This is a genomic window from Bacillus sp. FJAT-28004, from assembly GCF_001280845.1.
Lineage (GTDB): Bacteria > Bacillota > Bacilli > Paenibacillales > Paenibacillaceae > Pristimantibacillus.
In genome coordinates this window covers 2,641,614-2,666,843 of record NZ_LGHP01000001.1, presented here as the reverse complement: position 1 = coordinate 2,666,843, position 25,230 = coordinate 2,641,614, and the positions used below count along the sequence as shown (strand labels likewise).

The following is a 25,230-nucleotide window of genomic DNA, read 5'->3' as shown; positions in this document are numbered from 1 at the left end:
AGGTTTTGAGCACGGAGGTTTTGAGCACGGAGGTTTTGGACACGGATTTTTTGGAAGGAGGTTGTAAACCATGCAATCACCCTATCCTGTATATCCCTTTTTTGGTTATCAAACCAAGTTAGTACAGAAGCCTATAGCATTTCCACCACAGCATCAGGATCAAGTTCCTGGTCTGGAGTATCTCATGGTGCCGCGTCCTATTTTTGATTACCCTGGGTATGTTGGTAGCTGCAAGCTAAAAGGAAAGGTTGCGATCATTACTGGAGGCGATAGCGGATTTGGACGTGCAATTGCAGCTGCTTATGCTAAAGAAGGAGCCGACCTGGCTATTGTATATTTGAATGAACATATTGATGCGGAAGAAACCAAAAAGTATGTTGAGCAATTCGGCACTCGCTGTCTACTTTTGGCCCGAGATCTTCGCGATCCAGCTAGTTCGCCAGATATAATAGCTGAAACGCTCCGTCATTATAATAGACTGGACATCTTAATCAATAACGCTGCAGTTCAACCTTTTACAAGAAGTATTATGGACATTTCCAATGAACAACTCGAAAACACTTTTCGTACCAATATATTCCCTTTGTTTTATTTGACTAAAGCGGCGCTTCCTTATTTGGATAAGGGCAGTGCCATCATCAATACAACTTCAAGGGTCGCCTACGAAGGAGACAAGGATGTCATTGATTACTCTGCAACTAAAGGTGCAATTGTAAGTTTTACTCGCAGTATGGCACTGTCTTTGGCTGAGAAATGGATCCGGGTTAATGCTGTCGCTCCTGGTCCATCATGGACGCCGCTCAACGTTAGTACCTACTCCAGGGAACATGTAGCTACTCTAGGGATCGATAGCCCGATTGGACGTGCGGCACAACCATTCGAGATAGCACCAGCCTTCGTATACCTTGCAGCAAATGAATCCATGTACGTCACAGGTCAAGTGATTCATGTAAATGGAGGTTTGATCCGTTACTCATAATTTTAGGCAACATTAAAACGTGGCAGGAGATGAAAAAAAATTTAACAAAATCAGGGGATTTTATTCATAGGTTTATCAGAAGGGACTTTAAGTATGTATGAAGAAAAGGCGTGCGAGATCCCCACTCGAAGCCTTTTCTTGTTGGATAAAGGAATTACCATACAAAAGCTGAGTGATGATTACCAAAAGAATCAAAAAACCAAGATTAATGCGCTTGAACGTCCATATCCATAACTCTCACCATAACCTACTGCTCCTATGTTTACTCATTTCCCTGGGTGATTCTTAATAACCTTTAATCAGATGTTCGGTACATAGAGCTTGATTGACGTATGTTATCATTATTTTGCCTTCGCAAAAGAAGGCAGCCTTTACTAAACTAACGGGTAACGATAGTTGAATAACGTATTTATGAGCAGGTGCTGCGGTGGCCTGCTCTTTTTATTAAGCTTACGGGCAGGATAGTTTAATCGCTTCACAAATATTTTAAATATGGAACTACAGTGAGGTGGCTATTTTGAGATTGAAGAAACCATTATGGATTACATTTATTTTGGTAATTCTAATAGGTGCTTATATCGTGGCATCAACAACTTTCATTAATGAAAAAGCCTATTTGAAAAGGGCTTGGGATGAATCTAATCATAATAAACACATTATTAATTGGCAGGAAGGCGAAGTATCTACTAACTCTCTACAAGAAAAAATATCAAGCAATTGTTTATTCCTAAACGAAACACGTTTGCAAAAATTAATCGTAGTTTATTATGGATTAACGGTAATAAAGCTGTTCGTGTACTGTTTCATACCGATAATGAAGGTTTAATAGGTCCCATAACAGTTTATTATAATCCATTTACGAAACAAGTAATTGGTTATGATGTAAATGAATGAGGTGAAGTGATTAAACTAACGAGGAACGATAGTTCCACCCCTGAAGGGCTGCTATATGGCAGCCCTTCGCTACGCTAACAGGCAGTTTAGTTCAATGATATAGTGTGATTAGTGGTTAAAGTAGTTTATTGATTTGAAGGAGGATTCCATGAACTACATATGGTTTAATTACGAAACCCCTATCTTAGAGCAGCTACCACATCCATTTATAGCTGCGGCGATATTACTCAATCCGTTTATTCAAATGCCAATAGGCTGGACAGATATAAAGCGAAAGAACGAATATGAGCATATTTATCCAGAATTAAAAGAGTCATTACAACTTGGCAGAGCTAAACCCTGGGAAGAAGTCATGCATGATACAGGGATACAATCTTATGAAGAACTTGCTGTTGCTCTGAAAACATCTATATCAGCATTAAAAACAGAGTTTGCTCGCCCAGATTTAGCAGTTTTATTAAATAACAATTTATCCAAAGATCTTTATTATCCTTTCGAAGACAGAATATCGGAATTTTTTATACCCGATATCCTCGACGTTCTAAGTTCTAATGGAGCTGAGTCTTTAGTGTATTCTGAACCGATTTTAGATCAGTCTGGTGAAGTGAAAATAAAAAATGTCACAGACCTGGAAATATGCGAGTTATCACCTACCGAGATAGTCATAACAAACGAAAGAATGGATTTTGCATTTTTAAGTGTTTACGACTCATTTATTACTTTATTCCTCTCTAGAGAAAAGAACATTGAAGAAATCATAAAAAAAAAGAAATGGGAAGCAGTCATCTGCACTCCAGAAACATACATTAGTTGGTATTTTGGGAAAATTGATTAAGCTTACGGGTAACGATAGTTGAACGGAAAATGGAGCAGTTTGCCGCGGCAGCTGCTCCATTTATTATTAAGCTAACGGGCAGAATAGTGATACTGTTATATTCAGACAAATTGAGAGGAGAGGGACTAGGAGGTGTGTCTAGAAGTGTTGGATCTTAACGAAGACAAAAGAAAGAGAGGGAAATGATATGCCTAAGTTAATCATGTTAGTTGGCTTGCCCGGAGCAGGGAAATCTACATTCGCAAAGGAATTAGCTATTAAAGAAACTGCGGTAATACTGTCTTCGGATGCATTAAAAGAAGAGTTATTTCCCGGTGGTTATGAAGAAAAGAATGATCCTATTGTATTTAATGAATTATATTCTAGGGCATTTAATAATATAACAAAGGGAATTAGTGTCATACTTGATGCTACAAATGTTGCATCAGTAACAAGAGTAGCTGCTTTAAAGAGATATTCTAACTGTGAAAAAATTAGCTATTACATAAACACACCGATTGAGGTTTGCCGTAAAAGAAACAGTCTAAGAGATAAGCCAGTTTCTGATACTGCTATAATGAAAATGCACAATAGTCTGGAAATTCCAACGGTGTCTGAAGGGTTTCATAAAGTATGTATAGTTGATTGATTGAAGCAAAGATTATGAAATAATGTACTTAAACTAACGGGAAACGTTAGTTGAATAACACACCTTGGAGCAGGCGTTACGATAGCCTGCTCTTTTTATTAAACTAACGGGCAGTAGAGCGTGGCAGTAGCCTGCTGCAACTAAAAGTCCATATAGACGTATAGACTGACTGACTAACCAAAATAAATTCGTGAGGTAAAGTTATGAAGAAAATCAGTGGCAGTATTTTGCTTGTGACAGCCATTATCATCACGACCGTATTACTTTATGATTTCTTCACAGTATCAAAAGTGGAATCAAGGCAAATCGCTGAAGGATATATCGCTAGTCAATCGTTTAAATGGAACGTTGGAGGGATAAGCAGGGAAAGGGATTTTTGGGTCGTATACTTATCTCCAGTGGATGCTGTTAAGGAAATTACATGGCTCTACATTGACAGACATTCGGGGGAAATACAAAAAATCACAGAGACTGAGTAACAAATTATGCCCAATATTGATAAATTCATTGAACTAAGGGAGAACGATAGTGGAGAGCTTGCTTCGTGGCAGCCTTTATTACGCTAACTGGCGATAATTTATCCCCGTATACATAATGCGATTTCCTCATGTATTCAACTGAGTAAAGGTGTAGTATATCAGAAGCGTAACTATGAGAGGAGCGGAAAAATGAAAAAAAGTATACTATCTTCAATCGCAGTTGTAGGTCTCTCTATTTCTTTAATTTCAAGTTCAGTACTCGCTACGGGTACTCAAGGAGACTCAGTAACTTCACCTCAATTGGGGAATCAGTTTGAGATTCCTATCGAAGCAGGCCCTGCACCGGTTAATGCAGTCACACAAACGTTTGAAGAAGGAAGTGCACTTAAAACTCGCCTATTGGATGACCGACAGAACATTGCAGATATGTTGAGTTCTGAATACAGTAGTATTTACGCTGGTACATACACTGATGATAACGGTGATAATATCTTTTTGCTTACCGAATTGTCGGTAGATACCGAGGAAAAGGTAAAAGTAATGAGCAAGTTTAAGGATAAAATTAAATTTAAAACAGTTAAATATACAAAAACCAAGCTCTTGGAATCCAAAGAGAAATTATCATCTTTGGCAGCTACTCTCGGTCTTGAAGCGGTTGGTTTGAATGGGAAAGAAAATAAGGTCAATGTTTACATTTCTAAAGATGTGTTTGACAATAAGAAACAGGAAGTATTAAAGTACATCGATGAAGATATGGTTAATTGGGTTATTGGCTCTTTAGAAATACGGTTACAAGCTAAATCCTAGTGTTTACTTAAATGGGAATACACTCATTACTAGAATATACTCTAGAGTGATTTTGAAGGAGAAATATTGTTAAGCTAACGGGGAACTATAGCTCAATTAAACAGTGCGGCAGCCGGTCACTATTGAAGTGACCGGCTGCCGTTTCTCAACTAACGGGCAGTTTACTTCAATCCGCAAGTTTTATTTAGAACAATTTGATAAATGATCGGAAGTGACTAATGAACATTCGTCTGTTGAATGACTCTGATGCCCAARTGTATAGAGAAGTAAGGTTGCGTGCATTGAAAAATGACCCCGATGCATTTGGATCAACGTATGAGCAAGAAGAAACTAAACCACTGGGGCACATTATAGAAAGGATACACCATACAAAAGATCAATTTACATTGGGATGTTTTGACGACAGTAACACATTAGTTGGCATTGTCAATTTTTCACGTGAAAACAGGCTTAAGACGGCACATAAAGGAAACATTTACGGTATGTACGTAGAGCCTCAATTTCGAGGACGGGGGGTAGGTAAAGCCCTTCTATTAGCCTTGATTGAAAGAGCAACAAAAGAATGTGAAGGGTTGGAACAGATTCATTTGACGGTTGTGTCTAATAACAAATCAGCAAAACACTTATATGTCTCGCTGGGGTTTGAAGTTTACGGTATAGAACCACATGCATTAAAGTTTGATGAACAGTATTTCGATGAAGACTTAATGATTTTAAGATTGCGACTTTTAAACTAAAGGGTACGATAGCTCAATGAACCGCCTTTTCAGCAAGGTGGTTTCTTATGGTTAAATATTAACATTAGAATTAAACATAGCCTTATTATTAAGCTAACGGGCAGAATAGTTCCAATATGTGGTAGTGTAAGAAAGGCTTAAGGTAAATGGAGTTACACATTAAACTATAAAAGAGTTGATTTTATGTTCACTGTTACTGTGGAGATGACTCAGGAGCGAAAATATCAATTGCGTGAATGGATAAATACACATGAGAATGCAACAGATCAATACTTTATGGGAGTCTACGCAGGGCTAAAGTGGATGATTGATAAAGTTGGAGTTAAGGAACATCTCTACTCTGAGATACCCGTAGCATCTCCAATCATTATCGATCAGGCTTTTATTAGTGAATGCACTAAGAAATTTGAAGAAAATTGGATTGATGAGATATGGAATAGCGGTTTAGCTTTAGCTATTATTACGGTCCTGGATCTATTTAATATTCAAGTTATAGAGTTTCCAACTCCGAAATTTGCTAATAAGACGTTAAACTAACGGGACACTTTAGCTCAATACACAACTTAGATGAAGCTGCCGCGGCGATCGGCAGCTTCATTGCTTTAACGGGCAGTATTTTTCAATAGCTCTTGTTTTTATGCTCGAGATAATGGTAACATTTTATGAGAACATGTGTTTGTTTTTTGAATTTTCCAACGGATAGGGGGAATGGGCGTGGTTGAAATCATTGAAAAAGAGCAATTTTCGGTTATTGGAAAATTAGGAAAGGGGTTTGCTAATGAAGCTCCCCAATGGATACCATCATTATGGAAAGAAGCAAATAGTAACTTTTTTGAGATAAGCAATCTCGCCATCCATCATCATGTGCAAACGGCTCCCGTTTGTTTCGTTAAGGAGCCGATGTGTACATGATCCAATTGACGAACCGCCAGGCACGGCAATTTCTGCTATTGAAGCACGGGTTGTTGGGCGAATATCATTTTACCGGAAAGCAGGGAGTATTGGATTTTGTGCGGCAGGTCGGCTGTATTCAATACGATCCCATCGATGTTTGCGGAAAAAACGCCGAACTGGTGTTGCAGTCGCGAATCAAAGGATTTACCAAGAACATGCTCGCCGAGTTGCTGTATCAAGATAGAATCCTTGTCGATTATCCTGACAAGAATTTGGCCATTATCCCTGTCGAGGACTGGCCGTATTTTGAGCGGTACAGGCAGGCCGCCCGACAACATGCCAAGCGCTATCCCGAAATGGAAGCATTGATAGAGCAAGTACGAGCTCACATCCAAAATCACGGTGCGCTAAGTTCGGATGATCTAAAATTGGATGGAAATTTCGCTTGGCGATCGGCCATCCACTGGAGTAGCGGAAACAATTCATCCCGATCGGTGCTGGAGCAGATGTACTCGACAGGCGAGTTGATTATACATCACAAAAAAGGAACGCGTAAATATTACGATATCGCCGGAAGGTACATACAGCCAAATCTTCTGAATGCGCCGGAGCCGCTGGAGGGCGAGCTTGAGCATCACAAGTGGCGAGTACTGCGTCGAATCGGCGCTGTTGGCCTTTTATGGAATCGCACATCGGATGGCTGGCTGAACATATGGGGATTGAAAGCGGAGCAGCGCAACGAGGTTTTCCGCCAACTGTTGCACGAAGCTCGCATTGTTGCTGTTGCCGTGGAACAAATGAAGGATATACTTTATTGCCGCACGGAGGACTTGCCGCTTATTGAAGCCGTTCTGCAAAATCCAGCGCCGAAATGGCGCTGCGAGCTGATTGCCCCACTAGATAATTTCATATGGGACAGAAAACTGATCAACGAATTGTTTGGATTCGATTACACCTGGGAGATTTAGACGCCTGCAATCAAACGGAAATTCGGCTATTATGTGTTGCCTCTAATATACGGAGAAAGCCTCATCGGACGAGCCGAGGTAATCGCGGAGCGAAAAGCCGGGACGCTCGTTGTTAAAAACATCTGGTACGAGAACGACATAAAGCCAACAAAGCAATTGCGAACAGCCTTGAACAATTGTTTTCAAAAGTTTGCATTATTCAACGGATGCGAGACGATTTCGACAGAGTCTATGAACTGATTTTTCCAGTTCCCCGGTAACATTTACCGACAAGTTTCCGCGTACGAAACAGGTAAGCCGACGCGTCCGATAGCGCCGTTGTATGTGTACATGAGTTTCAAATGGGGGGTTCAAGCGCGGCGGGCTAAACTAACGGGCAGGATAGTTCAACCTTCAATGTTTTATTAAAAGTGCTTCACGTGCTAAAATTAAATACAATCAAATAATCAAATGCGTGGGGGAAAAATGAACTATCCGAGGAATGGCTTACGAATAAGAACAGAATCGGGAGTGCATCCCGAAGTCAAACGAGCCTGTCTCGAATTTGCCAAGTGGCTACGAACAGAATACAATTTCCCAATACGAGTGGTCATCTATTTCAAAAGAGATTATCAAATCAAAAAGAGCTTGATGAGGAAGGCGCAGATGAGTGTCGTGAGGAAATAATTGAGGAATATGAGTCTACACGAGAACATCCATAACAGTAATCCGTATGGCAGCCCTTCGCTACGCTAACAGGCAGGATAGTTTAATCAGTTCGCGAATACTTATGGAAAGAGTAATTCACGAAGTTCGTAAATAAGACGTTATGTGAAATATAAGCAAAGCGTGAAATATATAAGTGCCAAGGAGCGAATTAATGAGAAGATTTATGCAGATCCTGCTTACATCTATTCTAATTTTAATTCTTATTGGATGCAGTAAGAATAATCTACCTGAAGATGTGGTCGATGACGGTTTAGTTATTAATTCAATATCTTTTGGTTTAGGTGGAGATTTAAATAAAACCCTAGTATCTTATAAATTTAATCTTTGGAATAAAACTAGGAAATCAATATTAATAAAGACCGTTGAGCCCATATTATCAGACGATCTTCGTAAAAGATTAGAAGACAATGGGCTAATAAATGAATTTAACAAAACCATTAATGGAAGTTCTTCAGAAGTAATTTCGGGCTCATTTTATTTAAATACTCAGGGATTAGATAAACAGGGGATTGAAAAACTGAATATCGAATTGAAGGAATTTAGAATTAACTCAGAACAAGAAATAGGAATTGAAACACATTAATTAGTCTTGTCAGTGATTTCAAGATGGCTTGTACTTCACATAATACCATATTCACGCTTCGCTCCTTTAGGGTGGTGGGGCGTCGTGAATACAAGCTCGTTAAGCTAACGGGCAGTTTAGCGTGGATCAGAACAATAAACTGACACCAAAAGACAGGGCTGGATTACCAACTCTGTGCATGACTTTTTATTAAAGTAACCATGCTATTCATTGCAGGTGAGAGCCATTTATCTTTGTGATATGCCAAGAAGGTTGAAATTGTTGGACGATCTGATTCAACCTCGTTACCTATTAATTTGTTTCCCTCCAACTCCTCTTTCACCGAAAAATACGGGACCATTGAAATTCCCAAACCACTCCTAACACACTGTTTAATCGCTTCGATACTTTGAAATTCTAAACTCCCCTTAACATCCATTTGATTGTAATCAATATAGTCCTTAAACACAGCTTTATAACTGCAACTACGCTCTGTGTAAAGTACTGTCCCCAGTTCAATACTCTTTTCTTGAGGCGGACTAATGACCACCATTTTTTCTCTTATCAGCCTCTCACAGTGGAGTTCCGCCATTTCCCACCCGTCCTTTTCTAATACCAACGCAAGATCGATCTCGCCGGTTTGAAGGCAGGACATAACATCTTGATAATCGAGTGATTTTAGGGATAGATTAACGTTAGGGTGAAGTTTCCTATACTCGACAAGCAAAGTGGGGACGCGACATATCATAAGTGATTCTGATATCCCCAATGTAAGATCTCCTGCAGGTTCATCGTCCGTCATCAGAGCTTGATTGTATAATTCAATGATTTTTAAAGCGTATGGGAGAAACTGCTGCCCGTAGTGAGTAAGTAAGACTTTTTTACCTATTCGATCAAAAAGGGGCTTTCCGACTTCTGCCTCTAGCTCCTTAACGTGTGCTGTCACTGAAGATTGGGCGTAACCTAGATGTTCAGCGGCTTTTTTGAATCCACCTTTTTCAACAATTGTTTTCAAGGTGATAAGGTGACGAAGTTCCATAATTTCACTGCCTTTACTTTTTTATGAGAGAAGTAATAAAATAAAATTCACTCAATTCATTTTTACTGAACTATATGTTCAGATATATCAATTTTACCGCACGAATTCCTTGTTTTATAATGTACTAGTCTGCAGATGATAATTCAAGTTTTATGGTTGAATGTGTTTCTATTCGATCCATTACAAATACACTAGGAGGATACAATGTCTAATATAAATCTACTGTTCGAGACAACAAAAGTTGGCCAAGTAACCTTAGAAAATCGAGTCGCCGTCGCACCAATGACACGCGTTAGCGCAACCCCAGAAGGTAATGCAACTGATAAAATGGCGTCTTATTACTCTTCATTTGCTCGTGGCGGTTTTGGACTAATTATTACCGAAGGAACGTACACGGATGAATTATATAGTCAGTGCTATTTGAATCAAGTAGGGATAGCTAATGATGTACAGGCACAATCATGGAAGACGGTTGTAAATGCTGTGCATCAGGCAGGAGCGAAAATTATTGTGCAGCTCGAACATGCTGGAGCACTTTCTCAAGGCAATAGATTTGCGACACAAAACCTTGCTCCTTCGTCAGTAAAACCAATAGGAGACCCGCTAGCTTTCTATGGAGGTGAAACTGAATTCCCAACACCTAGAGAAGCGACAAAGAAAGATCTCCAAGAAGTTATCAATGGTTTTGTTTCTTCAGCTTTACGTGCAAAAGCCGTAGGGTTTGATGGAATCGAAATTCACGGAGCGAATGGTTATTTACTTGATCAGTTTCTAACTGAATACACCAACCAACGTAAAGATGAATACGGAGGGTCTTCGGTAAATCGTGTGCGCCTCTTAGTGGAAGTAGCTACTGCAGTTCGCCAAGTGGTCGGAGAAGAATTTACTGTCGGTATTCGTATCTCCCAAGGAAAAGTAAATGATTTCGCTCATAAGTGGGCTGGTAAAGAAGAAGATGCTAAAATGATTTTTGGTCAATTAGGACAAGCAGGACTTAATTATATTCATGTTACAGAGTATGAAGCGTGGCATCCAGCTTTTCCTCAACACGAAAGTGATAACGAAGGAGTATCGCTTGCTGCTCTAGCAAAAAAGTATGGCAAGCTTCCAGTGATCGCAAATGGACATTTAGAGGACCCAACAAAGGGAAGCGGAATGGTTGCAGATGGTATTGCAGATGTGATCACCCTTGGTAAAGGAGCTCTTGCCAACCACGATTGGGTTAACAAAGTCAAAAACGGTGATCCGTTGGCTACATTTGATCCTGAAAAAGTTTTAAGACCAGATGCAAGGATAAAAGATTTTGAGATCTGAAGTGAATCAATGATTGAACTAACGGGCAACGATAGTTGAATAACTCTGGATGTGCAGGTGCTTCGGTGGCCTGCTCTTTTTATTAAGCTAACGGGCAGGATAGCTTAATTCACTTCGAGAATACCTTAAATATGAAAAGTTCGGGAAGCTCGTAAATAAAACGTTAGCTGAAAGATCGTGAACAGAAAATGAAAAACTTCAAAAGGAGGGATTGATGAATTGATTCCAACAACTAAAAGACTAATAGATTTAATTAAATCATCTCCCAATATTGATTCGACTATTATTTCTTCATATACAAATGTGATAGGCAAGTACGGTGGACTTGAAGATTCCATTGGCCTCTTCAAGTTATTTATTGAAGCCCCCTCAGATTACAATAGAATTTTGCTTTTACAACCTATAATGAAGCATGGAGATTTACAATTAGCAGAAGAAATTTATGATTACTGTTTTTATCAAAAAGATCTAAGGGAAGGAATGCCATGTGAAGTCTTACATGTTTTAGGATATCTTGGATATACAAAGTGTACAGAAACCCTTGTATCACTAATTACATCAGATAACTGGCACATAGCTAAGGCTGCTATTTTAGGATTATTACATTTACCATGTAATGATTATGAAAGTCAGATAAAATCCATATTAGATTGCTCATTTGGAAAGAGTCTTTTTATGGAGTTCGTACCAGCACTAAGTTATAAAATTTCAAGCAGCAGTATGGTTTCAAGGTTATTTGAATGGGGAGATAGAAGTGCTTCAACTGATTGTAATTCAGGAATAATCTTAGGTATTGCTTTGTTTGGATCAGATCATAAATACATAATTAAGAATATTTTATGGAATCAGAATTGGGAAGCTCATGGAAGAGGTACAGGTACATGCATCTGGTCTTACATTGCAATGCAACACGTGGAATTAACCTTTAGGGAATTAATTCAAGATATCAAAATACTTCAGAATGAAGTTATTTCAAAGGAGGATCTCAGATACCGTCTAGATGTTTTATCTGAATTGTTAGAATGCAAGTTGACATTTAATGATCAACCAGTTCGGTTTACATTGACTAACAATGAATCATTAGTTGATATCTATAGAGATCTATTTGATTGGAGCAACGAAGACAAGGATGACTCAATCATTGGAATTATTTCAAATACACTAGAACAAGAAGTAGAATTATTGAATAAGTATTATCATTTAAGAGAGAAGTTAGAAATGAAAATTGAGCATAGTATTGAGGTAGCTCATTTAAAGGAGTATTCAGAGAAGTCACGCTCCATCAGCTAACACCGTATTCACGCTTCGGAGCAGTCGATCATTAAGCTAAGGGGTAACGATAGTTGAACAAACAATGAGCAGTTTGCTGCAGCAGCTGCTCCTTTTCTTTATTAAGCTAACGGGCAGGATAGTTTAGTCTCCATATGGAATATGTTGTGTTGGGGGTGGGGTTAAATGATTACTCTAAGGCAAATGTCAGTAGCTTTTCTCATTCATGGCAATAAGTTGTTGTTGATGGAGAAACCAAAAAACGCAAGTTTTGTTTCAGGTATGGTTGTACCTATTGGAGGGCATCTAGAGCAACATGAAATTAATAATCCGAGTGAAGCATGTTTGAGGGAAGTTGAGGAAGAAACAGGGCTGACAACCGATGACCTTACAGGATTGGAACTTAGATATATAATTTTACGGATTAAAGAAACAGAAATAAGAATTCAATATGTATATTTTTCAAATGCAAAGCACATAGATGTACGTGAGAGTGAAGAAGGTAAGCTCTTATGGGTTGATATAGGCTTAGTTGATAAATTAAATGTAACTGCCACAACGAAATACATAATCGAGCATTATTCTAAGAATAAAAATTCATCCGATATTTTTGTGGGTACGATGAAATCAGTTGAAAGTGAGCCCGAAATAACCTGGGCATTATTAGAAGATTGGGAAAAACTCAAGGTAGCATTAAGCTAACGGGACACGATAGATGAACAATCAAGGAGCAGTTTGCTGGGGCAACTGCTCCATTTCTTTGTTAAGGTAACGTGCAGTTATGCGTAATAAACCCTTGCCGTTATGGACAAGCATGGAATACAACAAAAGGAACGTTCGTTCTATTTTTGGTGTAAAATCAATATTAAAGGGGCTTATATGATAACGATTAAGAATCATCAGGGCGAATATTTATTTAGAGTTGCAGGAGTTTTGCGAATCGGTGATAAAATTCTATTTCAAAGAAACAAAAATGGAGATGCTTGGGTATTACCTGGGGGAAAAGCTGAAATTAATGAACCGACTGAAAAAACCATCGTTCGTGAGTTCATGGAGGAGGTAGGATTTCAAGTCGAAGTCCAACGACTAATTGCAATTATAGAGAATTTTAATGCGTACGGGTATGAGGCACTTCATGAATTTGGAATGTACTACGAGGTTAGCTTACTAGGGCAATTACCTCATGACCTCATTCAGTTTGAAGGTATAGAAGAGACAGTTAGACTGACTTTTAGATGGATTAGTGTCTATGAGATAAAGCAAATGAAAGTATTTCCAAAAGCGTTAAACCAGTATTTATCGGATATCCCAATGGATTTTAAGCATTTAGTAAATTCCGATGATTAAGCTAACGGGCAGTTTAGCGTGGAATTGACCAAATTGAAAACATGAAAATAGAACACTTGAAAGTTACACTTTTTGGATAAAAGTAAATGAATTATAATGTCCTAGGAACCTCCTAAGAGAAGCAAATGCTGAAGTAAGGAGATAGCGTGCTTTAAGAGAGCTTATTTGAAGGTAATCTTCTTCGGAGTTGTTTTGCTTGTGTACTCCTTCTTCAGCATACGAAGCAAAACAAAATCTTAGTGATAGTGGGATGGTGCATTATATGGCGGATAGAAAAGAAGAACGAAAAAGAACTTACCGTGCTTTGGCTATAGTCCTCTGTATCATTACCATACCTATTGCAATTTTGTACTACGGATATTTCCAAATTGTATATGCAGAAAAAGTAATTCTCACTCAAAACTCCCCTAACAAAAAAAATCAACTTGAAATTAGGGTTCGAGGACAGAATGCTTTTTTTTCGAATGCACCGATACGAATACACTATGGAAAAATTGGACATCTACGAACTTATATCGAAGAAAGAATTAACAATGATGGCAAGACTCTTTTTGCCGAAAATTTCGAGTTTACTTGGATTACAGAAGACGTCGTTTCAATTATTCTTAAAGGGGAAGAGCAAAAAGATAAGACATTAGAAATTACTTTTCCTGATTGATTTAGGTGGGATAAGAAATTCTGCATTTTTTCAAAAATAATCAGAAAATCTATTAAGCTAACGGGTAACGATAGTTGAATAACACACATGATGAGCAGACACTACTGTGGCCTGCTCATTTTATTAAGCTAACGGGCAGTTATGCTCAATCTTTTTTGATTATTCTAAAAATATATATACAACACTGAGATATCTTGGTATCATAATTTCAATATTTGAAAAGCGATGATGAGGGAAGTAAATAAATGAATTCTTTCACAGAGAGCTCCGACAGCTGAAAAGGAGCAAAGAGTTCCTTATTGAAGAAAGCCTCTAAGCAGCACATCGGAACCAAACAAAGGGGATGGTGTGACAGGAGCTCCTGTTATAGAGCTAGAGTATAAGCATTTTTTAGTGATGCCCGTACTTGAAGAGGCTTATATGGTGACATATTAGCGAATCCTGGGCGGTACCACGAGTATACAAATCTCGTCCCTGAGACTATGGTCTTGGGGGTGGGATTTTTTTGTTTCCGAATAGTCCGATGAATTTTATAATTTCTTAATGAGGAGCGATTCTATGGATATGGACAATCTGGAAGTCGTCAGAAGATTTTATGATGAAACAGTACAATATGAATGGAATCGGCTCGATCGGCACAAAGTCGAGTTTGAACTAAACAAACGCTTTATGAAACGTTATATTAAGTCGAATGACAGAGTATTGGATCTTGGTGGTGGTCCAGGAAAGTATTCACTATACCTCTCGGAGCATGGCTGCAATGTAACACTTGCCGACCTTTCACAAAACAACGTAGATTTTGCGATGAATAAGGCAAAAGAACTATGCCTTCCACTTAGTGGAATTTGTGCTGATAGCCGTGATTTATCATCTTTCGAAGACGGACAATTTGATCATGTGCTATGTATGGGACCGATGTATCATCTGAAAGACGAGAACGACAGGGTAAAAACGATAAACGAATGTTTGAAAAAATTAAAGCCTAACGGAACTCTTTTTGTGGCATTCGTCTCGTCATATTCATTCGTTTGGGATTACCTCATCCGCGATCCAGGTTTGATTCTCACAAATGAAAGAAGAAGTGAACTCAACTTCATCCTAGACGATACAAATTTTGCTGGAATGGGTTTTACGGATAATTTTTTCATTCGACCGAAGGATGTTCTGCCATTTTTCAAATCATTTGAGCTTGAGAAACTGCATGTGGTTAATTGCGAAAGTTTTTTATATTTGCGTGAACCTGAACTCCTTAGGCAATCACCTGAAGTGGTAAATGCTTGGTTGGACTTGGCAGAACAAGTGTGTGAACGTGAAGATTTGTTGAGTTTAGCAGAACATATCATGTACATTGGTAGAAAAATATAAGGTTCATGAACCAGTCATACCTTTGTGTAAAAAGATATTACGCTAACGGGGAACGAGAGCTCAATAATTACAACCACGAGGTTGCCGTGGGATCGACCGAGTAGCCTCGTTAAGCTATTTGGAAGTTTTCTACAAAATCCTCATAGGGGTGATTTCGTGACAGAACTAGAGGTGCTTATTCAAGAGATTTACGAGATACGGCAATTAAACTGGCTGAATTACAACGAGCAAGAACAAGAAACGTTAAATGAGAAGTTCATGACCTTTAAGCATGATGCTGAAAACGCAATATCTATGGTTACTGAATTAAACGAATTGGAGAGAATTATTAATTTTGAGCAAGAAAAATTCTTTATGCCGATTGATACTATGTTTAAGGTTCATCAAAAACGTATCGAGCTTTCACCAAAACAGTTACAATCATATGAACAGTTCGCACACTATTTGTTATGGTATGGCCCTGACTGGGAAATCAAAGCAACTCAAATTTTGAAATGCGTCGAAATTAAAGATTTTAATCAAGCTCAACACTTCTCCAAAGGCATTACTTATGAAACTAACGGGAAACTATAGCTCAATAACTATCGGGGGAGGACAACAATGTCCTCCCCTTATTTGGATTAAAAAGGTATCATTGAGCTAACGGGCAGGATTCTAGATTTGCACCTGAAATGATAATGTTGTGATCCTATTTAACTGAAAGGAGCGAAAGAAGTGAACACCAAGGATAACGCGGATTTCATCGAACAGATCATTCACCACGCGGAAAATTGTTTGGAGTTTTATTCTGTCAGTGGTGAGATCATTGATCTATATACTTATTTTCGTATACAACCTGAGAGTCAATATCATAAGTCACTTAAGGAGATCGAAGATGCACTCGAACAAAGATTGGTTAAGCGAATGAGTTTCGTTGACACCATAATGTTCCGCGAAAAAATCGATGAAATAAGAAGGTATTATGTATACCATCACTTGAAGTTCAATACTAATGTAGAACGAATTTGGAACTACATTGATGCAATTTTAGACTACGTTCGTCCAGCCAAAGATGTTGACACAAACAGAGGCAAGGAATTAACAGCATTTTCACTCTCAAAAATCATCATGCTATGCGTTTGGATTACGCTATTAAGAAGTAGACGTTTAGATTACGGGGACCGCTTAGAAGCGAGCAAAAAATTGCACCCTGAGGTATGGCGATATGCGCATACAGTCATGTATGTAGAAACACATGTCAAGGAGGCTTGTATAAAAGACGGCTTGCTACAAAATCGCGAAGAAGTAGCTGCTATCTTATTCTCACGCATTGAATCAAGAATCCACAGTTACGGACCCGTGCGATTCATGGATCACGTGCTGGCCGAGTACAAAAGAACGTTCGACGCTTCTACAGAGATGTTTAACCGTTCAAATAATACTACGCGCAAGTTTCTCTATCACGTTGCGCTGAAGATTGTAACTTCGACCGATGTACCAGAAGGAAAGGGTTACCCCGAAACCTTAATGGCAATCGAGAGAATCTCGAGCGTGTTATTGGATTTGTATGATTACCGTATAGAAAATCAATTTCAGCTCATGTTCATTGGCGACCCAATTCCATATTTCCAGCAAGCCGTGTTTCATGATGCCCTGTACAAGGATTATCAATATCCACCAGAAAGCACAATCATCATGTTGGATTCGATACTGGACTCATATCGTGAAAACATTGTAGAGGCTTTCGGAATGGATAAAGAGGCCATCATTCTTATTTCAAGCGAAATCTTATCGATCGCTACTTTAGCTCTAAAAACCGAAGGACCTTTGCTGCGGTTAACTGCATCTAGGTTGTACAGGAGGCTCCGTAAGCAGGTTACTTGGGATGTCATAATCACTTATTTAAATCGACTTTCGAGCAGTACCAGCTTAAACAGCAACTTCAACCACCCGCTGGAGGTTGTTGGAATTGATGCTGACTCCGAGTGGCTTGTACCTATTCCTGCTAAAGAGTATGAGTATTTTATGCCGCTTCCATCGATTGATTGCTTTGGTCTTTATGATAAAATGAAAGGGCTCTTGGGCCATCCAAGAAGCTGGGGTACAGTTTTCGAGCAATTTATTCAACAATGGATGGCCACTCATTTGGGCGAGCCAGTATATTCGGGTGATTATGTTCATGAAGGGGAAAAAGGGGAATCTGACGGTATCTGTATCGTTTGTAATCAGGTTATCGTGTTGGAAAGCAAAATCAAGCCGCTGACTCGCGATGCTCGATCTGGGCATATAGGTAAACTACTTCTTGATCTAGGCGGGTCGTTTATTCATAGTCAACTGCAAGCGTTTCGGACCGAGTCCGCTTTACGTTCTGAACCACCTTTAGAGTTGTTTCAACAAGGATCCGATAAGAGGGCAATGATAAATGGGAAGTTAACTCCAATTGCGAGAGTCGAGGCTCCTCAAAACGCAAACTATATTCGCATTTCATGTACGCCGTTCCATTTCGGCGTGTTTAATGAGAATATAGTTTGCCATAATATTTTCGAGGCACTAATAAAATATTCATTTGGTACAGATGATGAGTCGATTAAAGACAGGTTTGTTGATTTCGAAAAGAAACGCAGGTCACTTCTGGAGATTTTAGGGACGCTTCAAAAGCGGGCTTATAAAAAAGAACGTATTTTCGAGATGACACATGGTTCTTACTTTTTGTCATTTGGTCTAATCTATTTGCTAACTAGTCCAAGAACATCTAAGAAAAACGCTATTGATCGTCTTCGGATGTTCGGAAGCATTCAATCGGGTGATTATGATTCATATTTGATATTAAAACACATTCTTTAGTTTTCAGACGACCCTGGAGTACATAAGCTGCCTTTCTCAACTAACGGGGAACGATAGTTCAACATCGAGAGGACTGCCACTTGGCAGCCCTTCGCTCAACTAACGGGCAGGATACGATAAAGCACCAGGTCAAAAAAGAGTGTTATAATTTTGGRCGGAAATATTAGTTTGTYCAGTAAGTGGGGGGTAAAATGATAATAATAAATCACTTAGACACTAAACTATCAAGCCGATATGAGGAGCTTGACTCAAATCAAGATGGGAATAAGAATACTCAATTTGCTGACATTATTGTTGATGGCAAATCGATATACAATAGGCTCAGGAAATATGACATGGTCCCCGCATTAGGCTGGGGCACAAGTGATAATCAACGGCAAATGATTGATTATTTTCTTTTAAGGCAACCCCACGAATATTTGTACTACAGGTATCCCATTTTAGTTTGTCCTTTATGTGGAGATGAGGAATGTGGATTTATTTCAGTTAAGATTGATAAAGAGGGGGATATTGTCATCWGGAGAGATTTTATATTAGAAGGTGAGAATAAAAAAATAGACATAGGCCCTTTCTACTTTAATTGGGATAATTATTCCACGGCAATTAACAATACTTATGGCCTTACGGACGATAATTCTAATTAATCATTTAGCTAACGGGACACTATAGCTTAATAATCAAAGAACGAGGCTGCCGGCATAAATCGGCAGCCTCGTTGAGCTAACGGGCAGGATAGTTGACTACTTATAGAGGTTTTAGGGTGTACTAATACAGGAGGTGCAATTATGGATGGGAAATCTTTTTCAGAAATTTTAAAGTATCCTTACGTAATTATATTTGATAATGCAAACGGTAATAAACTTCACAGGACAAGTTGTCCTTTTGTTAAAGAGGAAGGTTATAATTTAAAAGTTAATAAAAATCACAGCAAAAATGGGCATTATGTTCCATTAGAGTACTACGAAGATACTAGAGATGCTTCTGTTATGCCGTGTAAAGTGTGTAAACCGACTCAAAAAGCATAAATCTCATTAGCTGAACGGGTAACGAGAACACAAGAAGGTGGAACCTAAACGAATTAGCAGTCCTTATATAATTCTAATAAGTATAAAAAAGGGGTGATATTATTGCGGCTCTTAATAAGAGTTATATGGATATTAGCTATTTTAATTAATCTATCCGCCGTTATGTGGTTTATCTTTGGAACGACAGCAAGTTTCCAAAGAGGAATGGATTTAATATCAACCATAATTTTTTCCTATTTTGGAATACCATCAATAATGTTAATTACTTTATCAATAATTTTACTTTTCAAAGGATGGATTCCTTCATCTCCATGGAGAATAGTTGCTGTTTCTATAATGATTTTATGTATGCTATCCTTAAGTCCAACATTGTTTAAGTACGTAGACACTAATGGATGGTTAGAAGAGGAGGTTACAACTGACACATTACAAATTACATCGGATAATACATATGAATATCAACTTGAGCTAATTAATTTATTTCAAAAGAATAGTTATGCTCGTCTATATCTTAAAAGTACTTCAACGGATGAAGAAATACGTATTCCATTAGACATACCTCTGAAAGAGATTGTTGTACTGTTCGTAGAGAAGAATAATCATTGGATTATGTTGGAAGCGACATCAGAGGCAGATATATATATATTGCACACGTCATCCAAATTCCCCTTTCCGGATGAAAAGTTTGAAGTTGATGTAAAGAAAAGAGAGGCAGTGAAGGTGCAATAAAATCGATTTACGATGTAGTTACCGGAAAAGTAAAGGAAACTCCTGAAAGTTGGAAAAGACTGAATGTTAAATGGCTGTATAGATTAATCCAACAGCCATCAAGATGGAAAAGACAATTGATTTTACCTCGCTTTGCTATAAGAGCACTGTTATATAGAGAGCGAAGATAATTTTAAACGTTGTATGTTGAACTAACGGGAAACGATAGTTGAGAAAAAATTGATAACTATAGAGGTTAAAACATATGGATGAAATAGTCGGAGCATGGTCTGCAGATGCTTTATTTGCACCAGGAACAAGTGATGAGATAATTTACTTTCTTGAATCCGGAGAAGGGTGGATAGAATACCTAAATTGGTCACTCTCCGAAATCGAAACATTTAAATGGTGGCGTAATGAAGCAGGGAGAATTAATATTAAAGGAGAAACCATTCATTCAAACTCTGAACCTCTGAAAAAGTCAAACAAAGTACATTCAAATTTAATAATAAGTATCCAACAAGGAACTACGACAACAGATAAACCCATAACTATCCTGTCAGTAGAAAACGATAACCTATTCGAAACAAATAAATATGGTTTAGTGAAAAGAATAATTGAAAAAAATTATTTTGCTAAAAGACTGATACTTTTAAATAAAAGTTAATTTTAACTGTGCACTATTTTTTAAGCTAATGGCTAATGATAGTTGAACATACAAAGAGCAGTTTGCTACGGCAGCTGCTCATTTCTTTGTTAAGCTAACGGGCAGAATAGTTCCAATATGTGGTATTGTATGCATTAGGTGTGAGTATCGTTTTTGGTGATTATAATATCTTACTAAGATACTATTTCGAGGGGGTTCAGATGAAAACAAAAGATGTCATTTACATGATTTATTATGAGGATGAACAGTCTGTTTCATCAATGGGAATTGAGTTCAATGATTTTATAAGTTGTCTTACTTTTGACTTAGAAAATATCTTGCTCCTTGCATCTGAGTATGCAGGTGAAGACTTTCATTCTGGTCTCGGATTAGAATTTGTTATTAATGAAAATTTAAATGAACTTTACAATGAAAATGTACATTCTTATGGTGATTTTTGTTGGGTAGATTTTAATGATGTCAGTGCCCTGGATAATCTGGAACCACAGGAGAAAGCAGAGTTGTTGTATTTGGGTCACTATAAACAACCACTAGCAAGCCCCTTTTTCGATAAACTTGATAATAAAATTGTATATTTGGCACATGATGATGGTTGGTTCAACAAAGTTTTTTACAAAGATATAAATCATTACATTGATGTATTGCGGCAGTTGATTTCATTTAGATTGAAGTCATATAAGAAGAATGTATTACCCCTTAGTTTAGAGGTTGGAAAGGAACTGGCTCTATTAGCTAAAGATGGAGTATTGATTGATTTATATAGAATTATCAAATCTCGAAACGGTGTTGAAATTCCATTTAACGTTATTGGTAAGATTAACGACTTTGATGATGTTTATAATAACATGGAAAGACATAAAGCAAAGGCTAGGTCGGAATATTGGCTCGTATATAAAAACAATGAATGGACCATTAAATCTTATAAATAAAAATATAAGGGTTTAATTAGGAAACTTGGGAATTGAACTAACGGGACACGATAGTTGAATACCACACATGATGAGCAGGCGCTACGGTGGCCTGCTCATTTTATTAAGCTAACGGGCAGGATAGTTTAAAGAATGACTTCTATGACAGATAGGATGATTAGTATTAATTACTACAAAAACAAAGTAAAATGGTGTGTGATTTGTGATCAGGGCTGGGTTGAAATTTTAAAAGAAGCTAAATCAAACAAGTTAATTCTATGTTGTAGTGAATGTGAATCAACTTGGGAACATCCTAATTATGTTCATAATGCTGAAAAAGCATCTTCAAGTGATGAACTACTGATCGAACCTGATGATGACGAAATCAAACACTGGGAGAAGTATATAATCGAACGTTGATGGGACCGATAAACACATAACAGGTGGTTCAACTAACGGGTAACGATAGTGCAGGAGCTTCTTTGTAGCGACTCCTTTTTATTTCCGTTGAAGTAACGGGCAGGATATCTTAATCAAGTCGTGAATATTTCAAATTAGGAACATTTGCAAAGACATTAAGCATGGTTCAATAAAAAGAGGCTTTATATGCAATTCTGAAACTTTTGAGCTACAGCAGGATGAATAGTGGAGGAAAGGACACCGCAGAAAGGCTGATTCTTCTTTCTGGCAGGTAAATCTAAATAATGGAAGCGAAAATTTATCTTGCAAAAATGAGAGCAAGCATAGAAAAAGAATACGGTGCTCGTTGGGGAGAAATATATACCCATTTTCCCGAGCATACCTACATAGACCCAGATAATGTGGAGGCAGTTCGGGAACTCTTGAATGGTAAGAACTTCACTCCGATACATATACAAATGACCTTGATTTTGAAGGATGGCAACGAAACCGTGTTGGGCTTTAATGTCCCAAGTGCTCTTGATCTGTGGAACGATTATCTACACGCTATCGACGCGATAATCCATGATGGATGCGTGCAGCGGATGTACGGGATTGATCCTGTTATTATGGAGATGGAGCTGCTGAGTGAAGGGCTTGTTCAATTTAAAGTAGGCAACGAGTATCCTGATCACGTATTTGTGAATGCCAAACTGCCAGCTGTACCGTTCTTTCTGGCGATTCTGAATGCTGTTCGTATTTTTTGGCGCAAGTTGAAGTGTTTACTGGTGAACGAAAAGAACCTCCCTCCAAATAACGTGATTGATTTTGATCGGCTGATGGAATGGATCGATTCCCTCATCAGCAAAGTGAGGGCTTTATCACAGGATAAGGATAAGTAGGAAATGGATCAAGTTTTTGTCCGACAGTTACGCTAACGGGTAACGATAGTTAAACAAATAAGGAGTAGTTTGCTGATGATATGCTCCCCCTACGGTAGACAGGTAAAAAAATAAAACCTGTAACTGTAAGGGGAGCTTTTTCATGGTCGGAGGGAAATATAATGCGCTAGAAAAACTCAATATCATTGAAGAAGTTTCTAGTGGAGAGATTGGTTTTCTAGCTGCTGCTAAGAAATATAAGATTAACAATACAACATTGATGAAATGGCAACGTCGCTATAAGCTGTACGGTTATGAAGGGCTGGAGCGCCATACACATAACCGAAGTTATAGTGCTGAACTCAAGCTTCAAGCAGTGAAAGATTACCTTGAGGGGAAATTGTCTAAGTACCAGATCATCGATAAATACAAGATCTCCAGCACAACACAGCTCTCCGAATGGATAAAGAAGTATAATGGTCATAGCAGCTTAAAAACCTACAAAGGGGAAGCAAAAGCTATGACAAAAGGTCGCTCTACAACATGGCAGGAACGGATAGAGATCGTCCAGTATTGCCTAACRAATCAGCATGACTACCAAAAGACAGCGGGACAATTTCAGGTCTCTTACCAGCAAGTATATCAATGGGTGAAGAAGTTTGAAGATGGTGATCAGGAAGCATTAAAAGATGGCCGTGGGAGAAAGAAAGCTCTAGAAGAGTTAACGGAGGCCGATCAACAGAAACTCAAGATGAAGCAAATGGAGCACGAAATTGAACGCCTTCGGGCCGAAAATGCATTCTTAAAAAAGTTAGAGGAACTCGAAAGAAGGCGACGCTAGGACATATTCGACAGGAAACGGTCTATCTCGCCATTCAAGCGCTTCATAAGGATGAGTCATTAAGTATACAGCTTCTCTGTGAAATTGCGGGAATTGCACGCTCGAGCTATTACAAATGGCTAAATCGCAAACCCAGCGCTTGCGAGCTGGAGAATGAGCAGTTGACACAGGTAATGCTATCCATCTACGAGAAAGTGGAGCGTACCTTCGGATACCGCCAATTGACTCTGCATATGCGCAAGCAAACCGGAAAAACGATCAACCATAAACGTGTATACCGGTTGATGAAGCTAAGGGGTATTCAGTCTGTAATTCGCAGGAAGAGAGCGAAATATGTGCGCTCCACTCCGCAGCAAGTGGCGGAGAATATGTTAAACCGTAAGTTTGAGGCTACAGCACCAAATGAGAAGTGGGTCACGGATGTGACCGAATTCAAATATGGACATGGTCAAAAAGCGTATTTAAGCGCTATTCTAGATCTCCATGATAAATCCATCGTCTCCTATGTTCTGGGACATTCCAATAACAATCCGTTAGTATTTCAGACGTTGAAGCAAGCCTTGCAAGCAGCTCCAGGAAGCAAACCAATGCTTCACAGTGATCGTGGATTTCAATACACATCGTTGGACTTCAAAAAGCTCTTGGACAAAAATGAGCTGTTTCAGAGCATGTCTCGAGTTGGTCGATGCATCGATAACGGCCCAATGGAATCCTTCTGGGGGACTCTAAAATGTGAGAAGTACTATTTACACAAGTACGAAACCTTTCAGGATCTCAAGAAGGACGTCGAGAACTACATCCATTTTTACAATAACGAACGATTACAAGCAAAATTAAACGGCCTTAGTCCAATGGAATTTAGGAACAAGGCCGCTTAACTGATTTTTATTATTTGTACTGTCTACTTGACGGGGTGCAGTTCAGAATAGTGATACTGTTATATTCAGACAAATTGAGAGGAGAGGGACTAGGAGGTGTGTCTAGAAGTGTTGGATCTTATCGAAGACAAAAGAAAGAGAGGGAAATGATATGCCTAAGTTAATCATGTTAGTTGGCTTGCCCGGAGCAGGGAAATCTACATTCGCAAAGGAATTAGCTATTAAAGAAACTGCGGTAATACTGTCTTCGGATGCATTAAAAGAAGAGTTATTTCCCGGTGGTTATGAAGAAAAGAATGATCCTATTGTATTTAATGAATTATATTCTAGGGCATTTAATAATATAACAAAGGGAATTAGTGTCATACTTGATGCTACAAATGTTGCATCAGTAACAAGAGTAGCTGCTTTAAAGAGATATTCTAACTGTGAAAAAATTAGCTATTACATAAACACACCGATTGAGGTTTGCCGTAAAAGAAACAGTCTAAGAGATAAGCCAGTTTCTGATACTGCTATAATGAAAATGCACAATAGTCTGGAAATTCCAACGGTGTCTGAAGGGTTTCATAAAGTATGTATAGTTGATTGATTGAAGCAAAGATTATGAAATAATG

At 38.4% G+C, this 25,230-nt stretch carries 30 protein-coding genes and 1 other annotated feature; of the genes, 29 read left to right on the top strand and 1 reads right to left on the bottom strand.

Going from position 1 to position 25,230, the window contains the following annotated elements:
- Nucleotides 1-70 precede the first annotated feature (70 nt).
- The 10 genes from AC787_RS11525 (at nt 71) to AC787_RS11470 (ending at nt 8,512) form a co-directional block, all read left to right on the top strand.
- Nucleotides 71-979 carry an SDR family oxidoreductase gene (locus AC787_RS11525; RefSeq protein ID WP_054024917.1) on the top strand — a complete coding sequence of 303 codons (909 nt, stop codon included), beginning with the start codon at nt 71-73 and terminating at the stop codon, nt 977-979.
- A 1,042-nt stretch (nt 980-2,021) separates the two neighbouring features.
- On the top strand, nt 2,022-2,708 hold the full coding sequence (locus tag AC787_RS11515) for a DUF2711 family protein (protein WP_054024915.1): 687 nt from the start codon (nt 2,022-2,024) through the stop codon (nt 2,706-2,708).
- 151 nt (nt 2,709-2,859) lie between these two features.
- Entirely contained in the window at nt 2,860-3,336 is a 477-nt protein-coding gene (locus AC787_RS11510) for an ATP-binding protein (protein WP_268760189.1), read from the top strand.
- A gap of 203 nt (nt 3,337-3,539) precedes the next feature.
- Nucleotides 3,540-3,815, top strand: coding sequence for a hypothetical protein (locus AC787_RS11505; RefSeq protein WP_054024914.1), 276 nt, complete (start codon nt 3,540-3,542; stop codon nt 3,813-3,815).
- A 189-nt stretch (nt 3,816-4,004) separates the two neighbouring features.
- Complete coding sequence (locus AC787_RS11500; protein ID WP_054024913.1) at nt 4,005-4,622, top strand: hypothetical protein; 618 nt, start codon at nt 4,005-4,007, stop codon at nt 4,620-4,622.
- A 218-nt stretch (nt 4,623-4,840) separates the two neighbouring features.
- Entirely contained in the window at nt 4,841-5,359 is a 519-nt protein-coding gene (locus AC787_RS11495) for a GNAT family N-acetyltransferase (RefSeq protein ID WP_054024912.1), read from the top strand.
- Between the two features lie 183 nt (nt 5,360-5,542).
- On the top strand, nt 5,543-5,896 hold the full coding sequence (locus AC787_RS11490) for a hypothetical protein (RefSeq protein ID WP_054024911.1): 354 nt from the start codon (nt 5,543-5,545) through the stop codon (nt 5,894-5,896).
- A 177-nt stretch (nt 5,897-6,073) separates the two neighbouring features.
- Nucleotides 6,074-6,271: a hypothetical protein gene (locus AC787_RS11485; protein WP_054024910.1), complete on the top strand. Its 198-nt coding sequence runs from the start codon at nt 6,074-6,076 to the stop codon at nt 6,269-6,271.
- Complete coding sequence (locus AC787_RS11480) at nt 6,268-7,221, top strand: DNA glycosylase AlkZ-like family protein (RefSeq protein WP_235560954.1); 954 nt, start codon at nt 6,268-6,270, stop codon at nt 7,219-7,221. Before AC787_RS11485 ends, AC787_RS11480 begins: the two co-directional genes overlap by 4 nt.
- Nucleotides 7,222-8,080: 859 nt before the next feature.
- Nucleotides 8,081-8,512 carry a hypothetical protein gene (locus AC787_RS11470; protein ID WP_054024908.1) on the top strand — a complete coding sequence of 144 codons (432 nt, stop codon included), beginning with the start codon at nt 8,081-8,083 and terminating at the stop codon, nt 8,510-8,512.
- Between the two features lie 163 nt (nt 8,513-8,675).
- Here AC787_RS11470 and AC787_RS11465 read toward each other — a convergent pair whose 3' ends face one another.
- On the bottom strand, nt 8,676-9,530 hold the full coding sequence (locus tag AC787_RS11465) for a LysR family transcriptional regulator (protein WP_054024907.1): 855 nt from the start codon (nt 9,528-9,530) through the stop codon (nt 8,676-8,678).
- A gap of 204 nt (nt 9,531-9,734) precedes the next feature.
- Here AC787_RS11465 and AC787_RS11460 point away from each other — a divergent pair, with 204 nt between their 5' ends.
- From AC787_RS11460 to AC787_RS11375, 19 genes are all read left to right on the top strand, one after another.
- Nucleotides 9,735-10,844, top strand: a complete 1,110-nt coding sequence (locus AC787_RS11460) for an NADH:flavin oxidoreductase (protein ID WP_054024906.1) — start codon at nt 9,735-9,737, stop codon at nt 10,842-10,844.
- Nucleotides 10,845-11,063: 219 nt separating this feature from the next.
- A complete protein-coding gene (locus AC787_RS11455; RefSeq protein ID WP_054024905.1) occupies nt 11,064-12,134 on the top strand; it encodes a hypothetical protein in 1,071 nt (356 codons plus the stop codon).
- Between the two features lie 165 nt (nt 12,135-12,299).
- A complete protein-coding gene (locus AC787_RS11450; RefSeq protein ID WP_054024904.1) occupies nt 12,300-12,815 on the top strand; it encodes an NUDIX domain-containing protein in 516 nt (171 codons plus the stop codon).
- 177 nt (nt 12,816-12,992) lie between these two features.
- Nucleotides 12,993-13,460 (top strand): NUDIX hydrolase, encoded by a 468-nt coding sequence (locus AC787_RS11445; protein ID WP_054024903.1) that lies wholly within the window; start codon nt 12,993-12,995, stop codon nt 13,458-13,460.
- 262 nt (nt 13,461-13,722) lie between these two features.
- Nucleotides 13,723-14,118, top strand: coding sequence for a hypothetical protein (locus AC787_RS11440; protein WP_054024902.1), 396 nt, complete (start codon nt 13,723-13,725; stop codon nt 14,116-14,118).
- A gap of 216 nt (nt 14,119-14,334) precedes the next feature.
- Nucleotides 14,335-14,597 (top strand) — a binding site (T-box leader).
- Between the two features lie 79 nt (nt 14,598-14,676).
- Nucleotides 14,677-15,483, top strand: coding sequence for a class I SAM-dependent methyltransferase (locus AC787_RS11435; RefSeq protein ID WP_054024901.1), 807 nt, complete (start codon nt 14,677-14,679; stop codon nt 15,481-15,483).
- Between the two features lie 156 nt (nt 15,484-15,639).
- Nucleotides 15,640-16,056, top strand: coding sequence for a hypothetical protein (locus AC787_RS11430; protein WP_054024900.1), 417 nt, complete (start codon nt 15,640-15,642; stop codon nt 16,054-16,056).
- A 141-nt stretch (nt 16,057-16,197) separates the two neighbouring features.
- Nucleotides 16,198-18,306 (top strand): hypothetical protein, encoded by a 2,109-nt coding sequence (locus AC787_RS11425; protein ID WP_054024899.1) that lies wholly within the window; start codon nt 16,198-16,200, stop codon nt 18,304-18,306.
- Nucleotides 18,307-18,497: 191 nt separating this feature from the next.
- Nucleotides 18,498-18,950 (top strand): hypothetical protein, encoded by a 453-nt coding sequence (locus AC787_RS11420; RefSeq protein ID WP_054022911.1) that lies wholly within the window; start codon nt 18,498-18,500, stop codon nt 18,948-18,950.
- A 141-nt stretch (nt 18,951-19,091) separates the two neighbouring features.
- Nucleotides 19,092-19,331, top strand: a complete 240-nt coding sequence (locus AC787_RS11415) for a hypothetical protein (protein ID WP_054024898.1) — start codon at nt 19,092-19,094, stop codon at nt 19,329-19,331.
- Nucleotides 19,332-19,424: 93 nt separating this feature from the next.
- Complete coding sequence (locus tag AC787_RS11410) at nt 19,425-20,060, top strand: hypothetical protein (RefSeq protein WP_235560953.1); 636 nt, start codon at nt 19,425-19,427, stop codon at nt 20,058-20,060.
- Nucleotides 20,057-20,230, top strand: a complete 174-nt coding sequence (locus AC787_RS33210; protein WP_082360974.1) for a WecB/TagA/CpsF family glycosyltransferase — start codon at nt 20,057-20,059, stop codon at nt 20,228-20,230. Before AC787_RS11410 ends, AC787_RS33210 begins: the two co-directional genes overlap by 4 nt.
- Before the next feature lie 74 nt (nt 20,231-20,304).
- Complete coding sequence (locus AC787_RS11405; protein WP_054024896.1) at nt 20,305-20,706, top strand: hypothetical protein; 402 nt, start codon at nt 20,305-20,307, stop codon at nt 20,704-20,706.
- Between the two features lie 200 nt (nt 20,707-20,906).
- Entirely contained in the window at nt 20,907-21,635 is a 729-nt protein-coding gene (locus tag AC787_RS11400) for a hypothetical protein (protein ID WP_054024895.1), read from the top strand.
- A 132-nt stretch (nt 21,636-21,767) separates the two neighbouring features.
- Nucleotides 21,768-22,034 (top strand): hypothetical protein, encoded by a 267-nt coding sequence (locus AC787_RS11395; RefSeq protein ID WP_054024894.1) that lies wholly within the window; start codon nt 21,768-21,770, stop codon nt 22,032-22,034.
- Nucleotides 22,035-22,318: 284 nt separating this feature from the next.
- Complete coding sequence (locus tag AC787_RS11390; protein ID WP_054024893.1) at nt 22,319-22,915, top strand: hypothetical protein; 597 nt, start codon at nt 22,319-22,321, stop codon at nt 22,913-22,915.
- Between the two features lie 142 nt (nt 22,916-23,057).
- Entirely contained in the window at nt 23,058-23,735 is a 678-nt protein-coding gene (locus AC787_RS11385; protein WP_054022964.1) for a helix-turn-helix domain-containing protein, read from the top strand.
- Nucleotides 23,693-24,613, top strand: a complete 921-nt coding sequence (locus AC787_RS11380; protein ID WP_152970554.1) for an IS3 family transposase — start codon at nt 23,693-23,695, stop codon at nt 24,611-24,613. The genes AC787_RS11385 and AC787_RS11380 overlap by 43 nt, the downstream gene beginning before the upstream one ends.
- A 151-nt stretch (nt 24,614-24,764) precedes the next feature.
- On the top strand, nt 24,765-25,205 hold the full coding sequence (locus tag AC787_RS11375; RefSeq protein WP_054024892.1) for an ATP-binding protein: 441 nt from the start codon (nt 24,765-24,767) through the stop codon (nt 25,203-25,205).
- The last annotated feature ends 25 nt before the right edge of the window (nt 25,206-25,230 follow it).

What these genes read in the sequence shown, in the direction of transcription:
- AC787_RS11525 (WP_054024917.1), top strand. Translation starts at nt 71, where the DNA reads ATGCAATCACCCTATCCTGTATATCCCTTTTTTGGTTATCAAACCAAG.
- AC787_RS11515 (WP_054024915.1), top strand. Translation starts at nt 2,022, where the DNA reads ATGAACTACATATGGTTTAATTACGAAACCCCTATCTTAGAGCAGCTA.
- AC787_RS11505 (WP_054024914.1), top strand. Translation starts at nt 3,540, where the DNA reads ATGAAGAAAATCAGTGGCAGTATTTTGCTTGTGACAGCCATTATCATC.
- AC787_RS11500 (WP_054024913.1), top strand. Translation starts at nt 4,005, where the DNA reads ATGAAAAAAAGTATACTATCTTCAATCGCAGTTGTAGGTCTCTCTATT.
- AC787_RS11490 (WP_054024911.1), top strand. Translation starts at nt 5,543, where the DNA reads ATGTTCACTGTTACTGTGGAGATGACTCAGGAGCGAAAATATCAATTG.
- AC787_RS11480 (WP_235560954.1), top strand. Translation starts at nt 6,268, where the DNA reads ATGATCCAATTGACGAACCGCCAGGCACGGCAATTTCTGCTATTGAAG.
- AC787_RS11470 (WP_054024908.1), top strand. Translation starts at nt 8,081, where the DNA reads ATGAGAAGATTTATGCAGATCCTGCTTACATCTATTCTAATTTTAATT.
- AC787_RS11465 (WP_054024907.1), bottom strand. Translation starts at nt 9,530, where the DNA reads ATGGAACTTCGTCACCTTATCACCTTGAAAACAATTGTTGAAAAAGGT.
- AC787_RS11460 (WP_054024906.1), top strand. Translation starts at nt 9,735, where the DNA reads ATGTCTAATATAAATCTACTGTTCGAGACAACAAAAGTTGGCCAAGTA.
- AC787_RS11450 (WP_054024904.1), top strand. Translation starts at nt 12,300, where the DNA reads ATGATTACTCTAAGGCAAATGTCAGTAGCTTTTCTCATTCATGGCAAT.
- AC787_RS11445 (WP_054024903.1), top strand. Translation starts at nt 12,993, where the DNA reads ATGATAACGATTAAGAATCATCAGGGCGAATATTTATTTAGAGTTGCA.
- AC787_RS11440 (WP_054024902.1), top strand. Translation starts at nt 13,723, where the DNA reads ATGGCGGATAGAAAAGAAGAACGAAAAAGAACTTACCGTGCTTTGGCT.
- AC787_RS11435 (WP_054024901.1), top strand. Translation starts at nt 14,677, where the DNA reads ATGGATATGGACAATCTGGAAGTCGTCAGAAGATTTTATGATGAAACA.
- AC787_RS11415 (WP_054024898.1), top strand. Translation starts at nt 19,092, where the DNA reads ATGGATGGGAAATCTTTTTCAGAAATTTTAAAGTATCCTTACGTAATT.
- AC787_RS11405 (WP_054024896.1), top strand. Translation starts at nt 20,305, where the DNA reads ATGGATGAAATAGTCGGAGCATGGTCTGCAGATGCTTTATTTGCACCA.
- AC787_RS11400 (WP_054024895.1), top strand. Translation starts at nt 20,907, where the DNA reads ATGAAAACAAAAGATGTCATTTACATGATTTATTATGAGGATGAACAG.
- AC787_RS11395 (WP_054024894.1), top strand. Translation starts at nt 21,768, where the DNA reads ATGACTTCTATGACAGATAGGATGATTAGTATTAATTACTACAAAAAC.
- AC787_RS11390 (WP_054024893.1), top strand. Translation starts at nt 22,319, where the DNA reads ATGGAAGCGAAAATTTATCTTGCAAAAATGAGAGCAAGCATAGAAAAA.
- AC787_RS11375 (WP_054024892.1), top strand. Translation starts at nt 24,765, where the DNA reads ATGCCTAAGTTAATCATGTTAGTTGGCTTGCCCGGAGCAGGGAAATCT.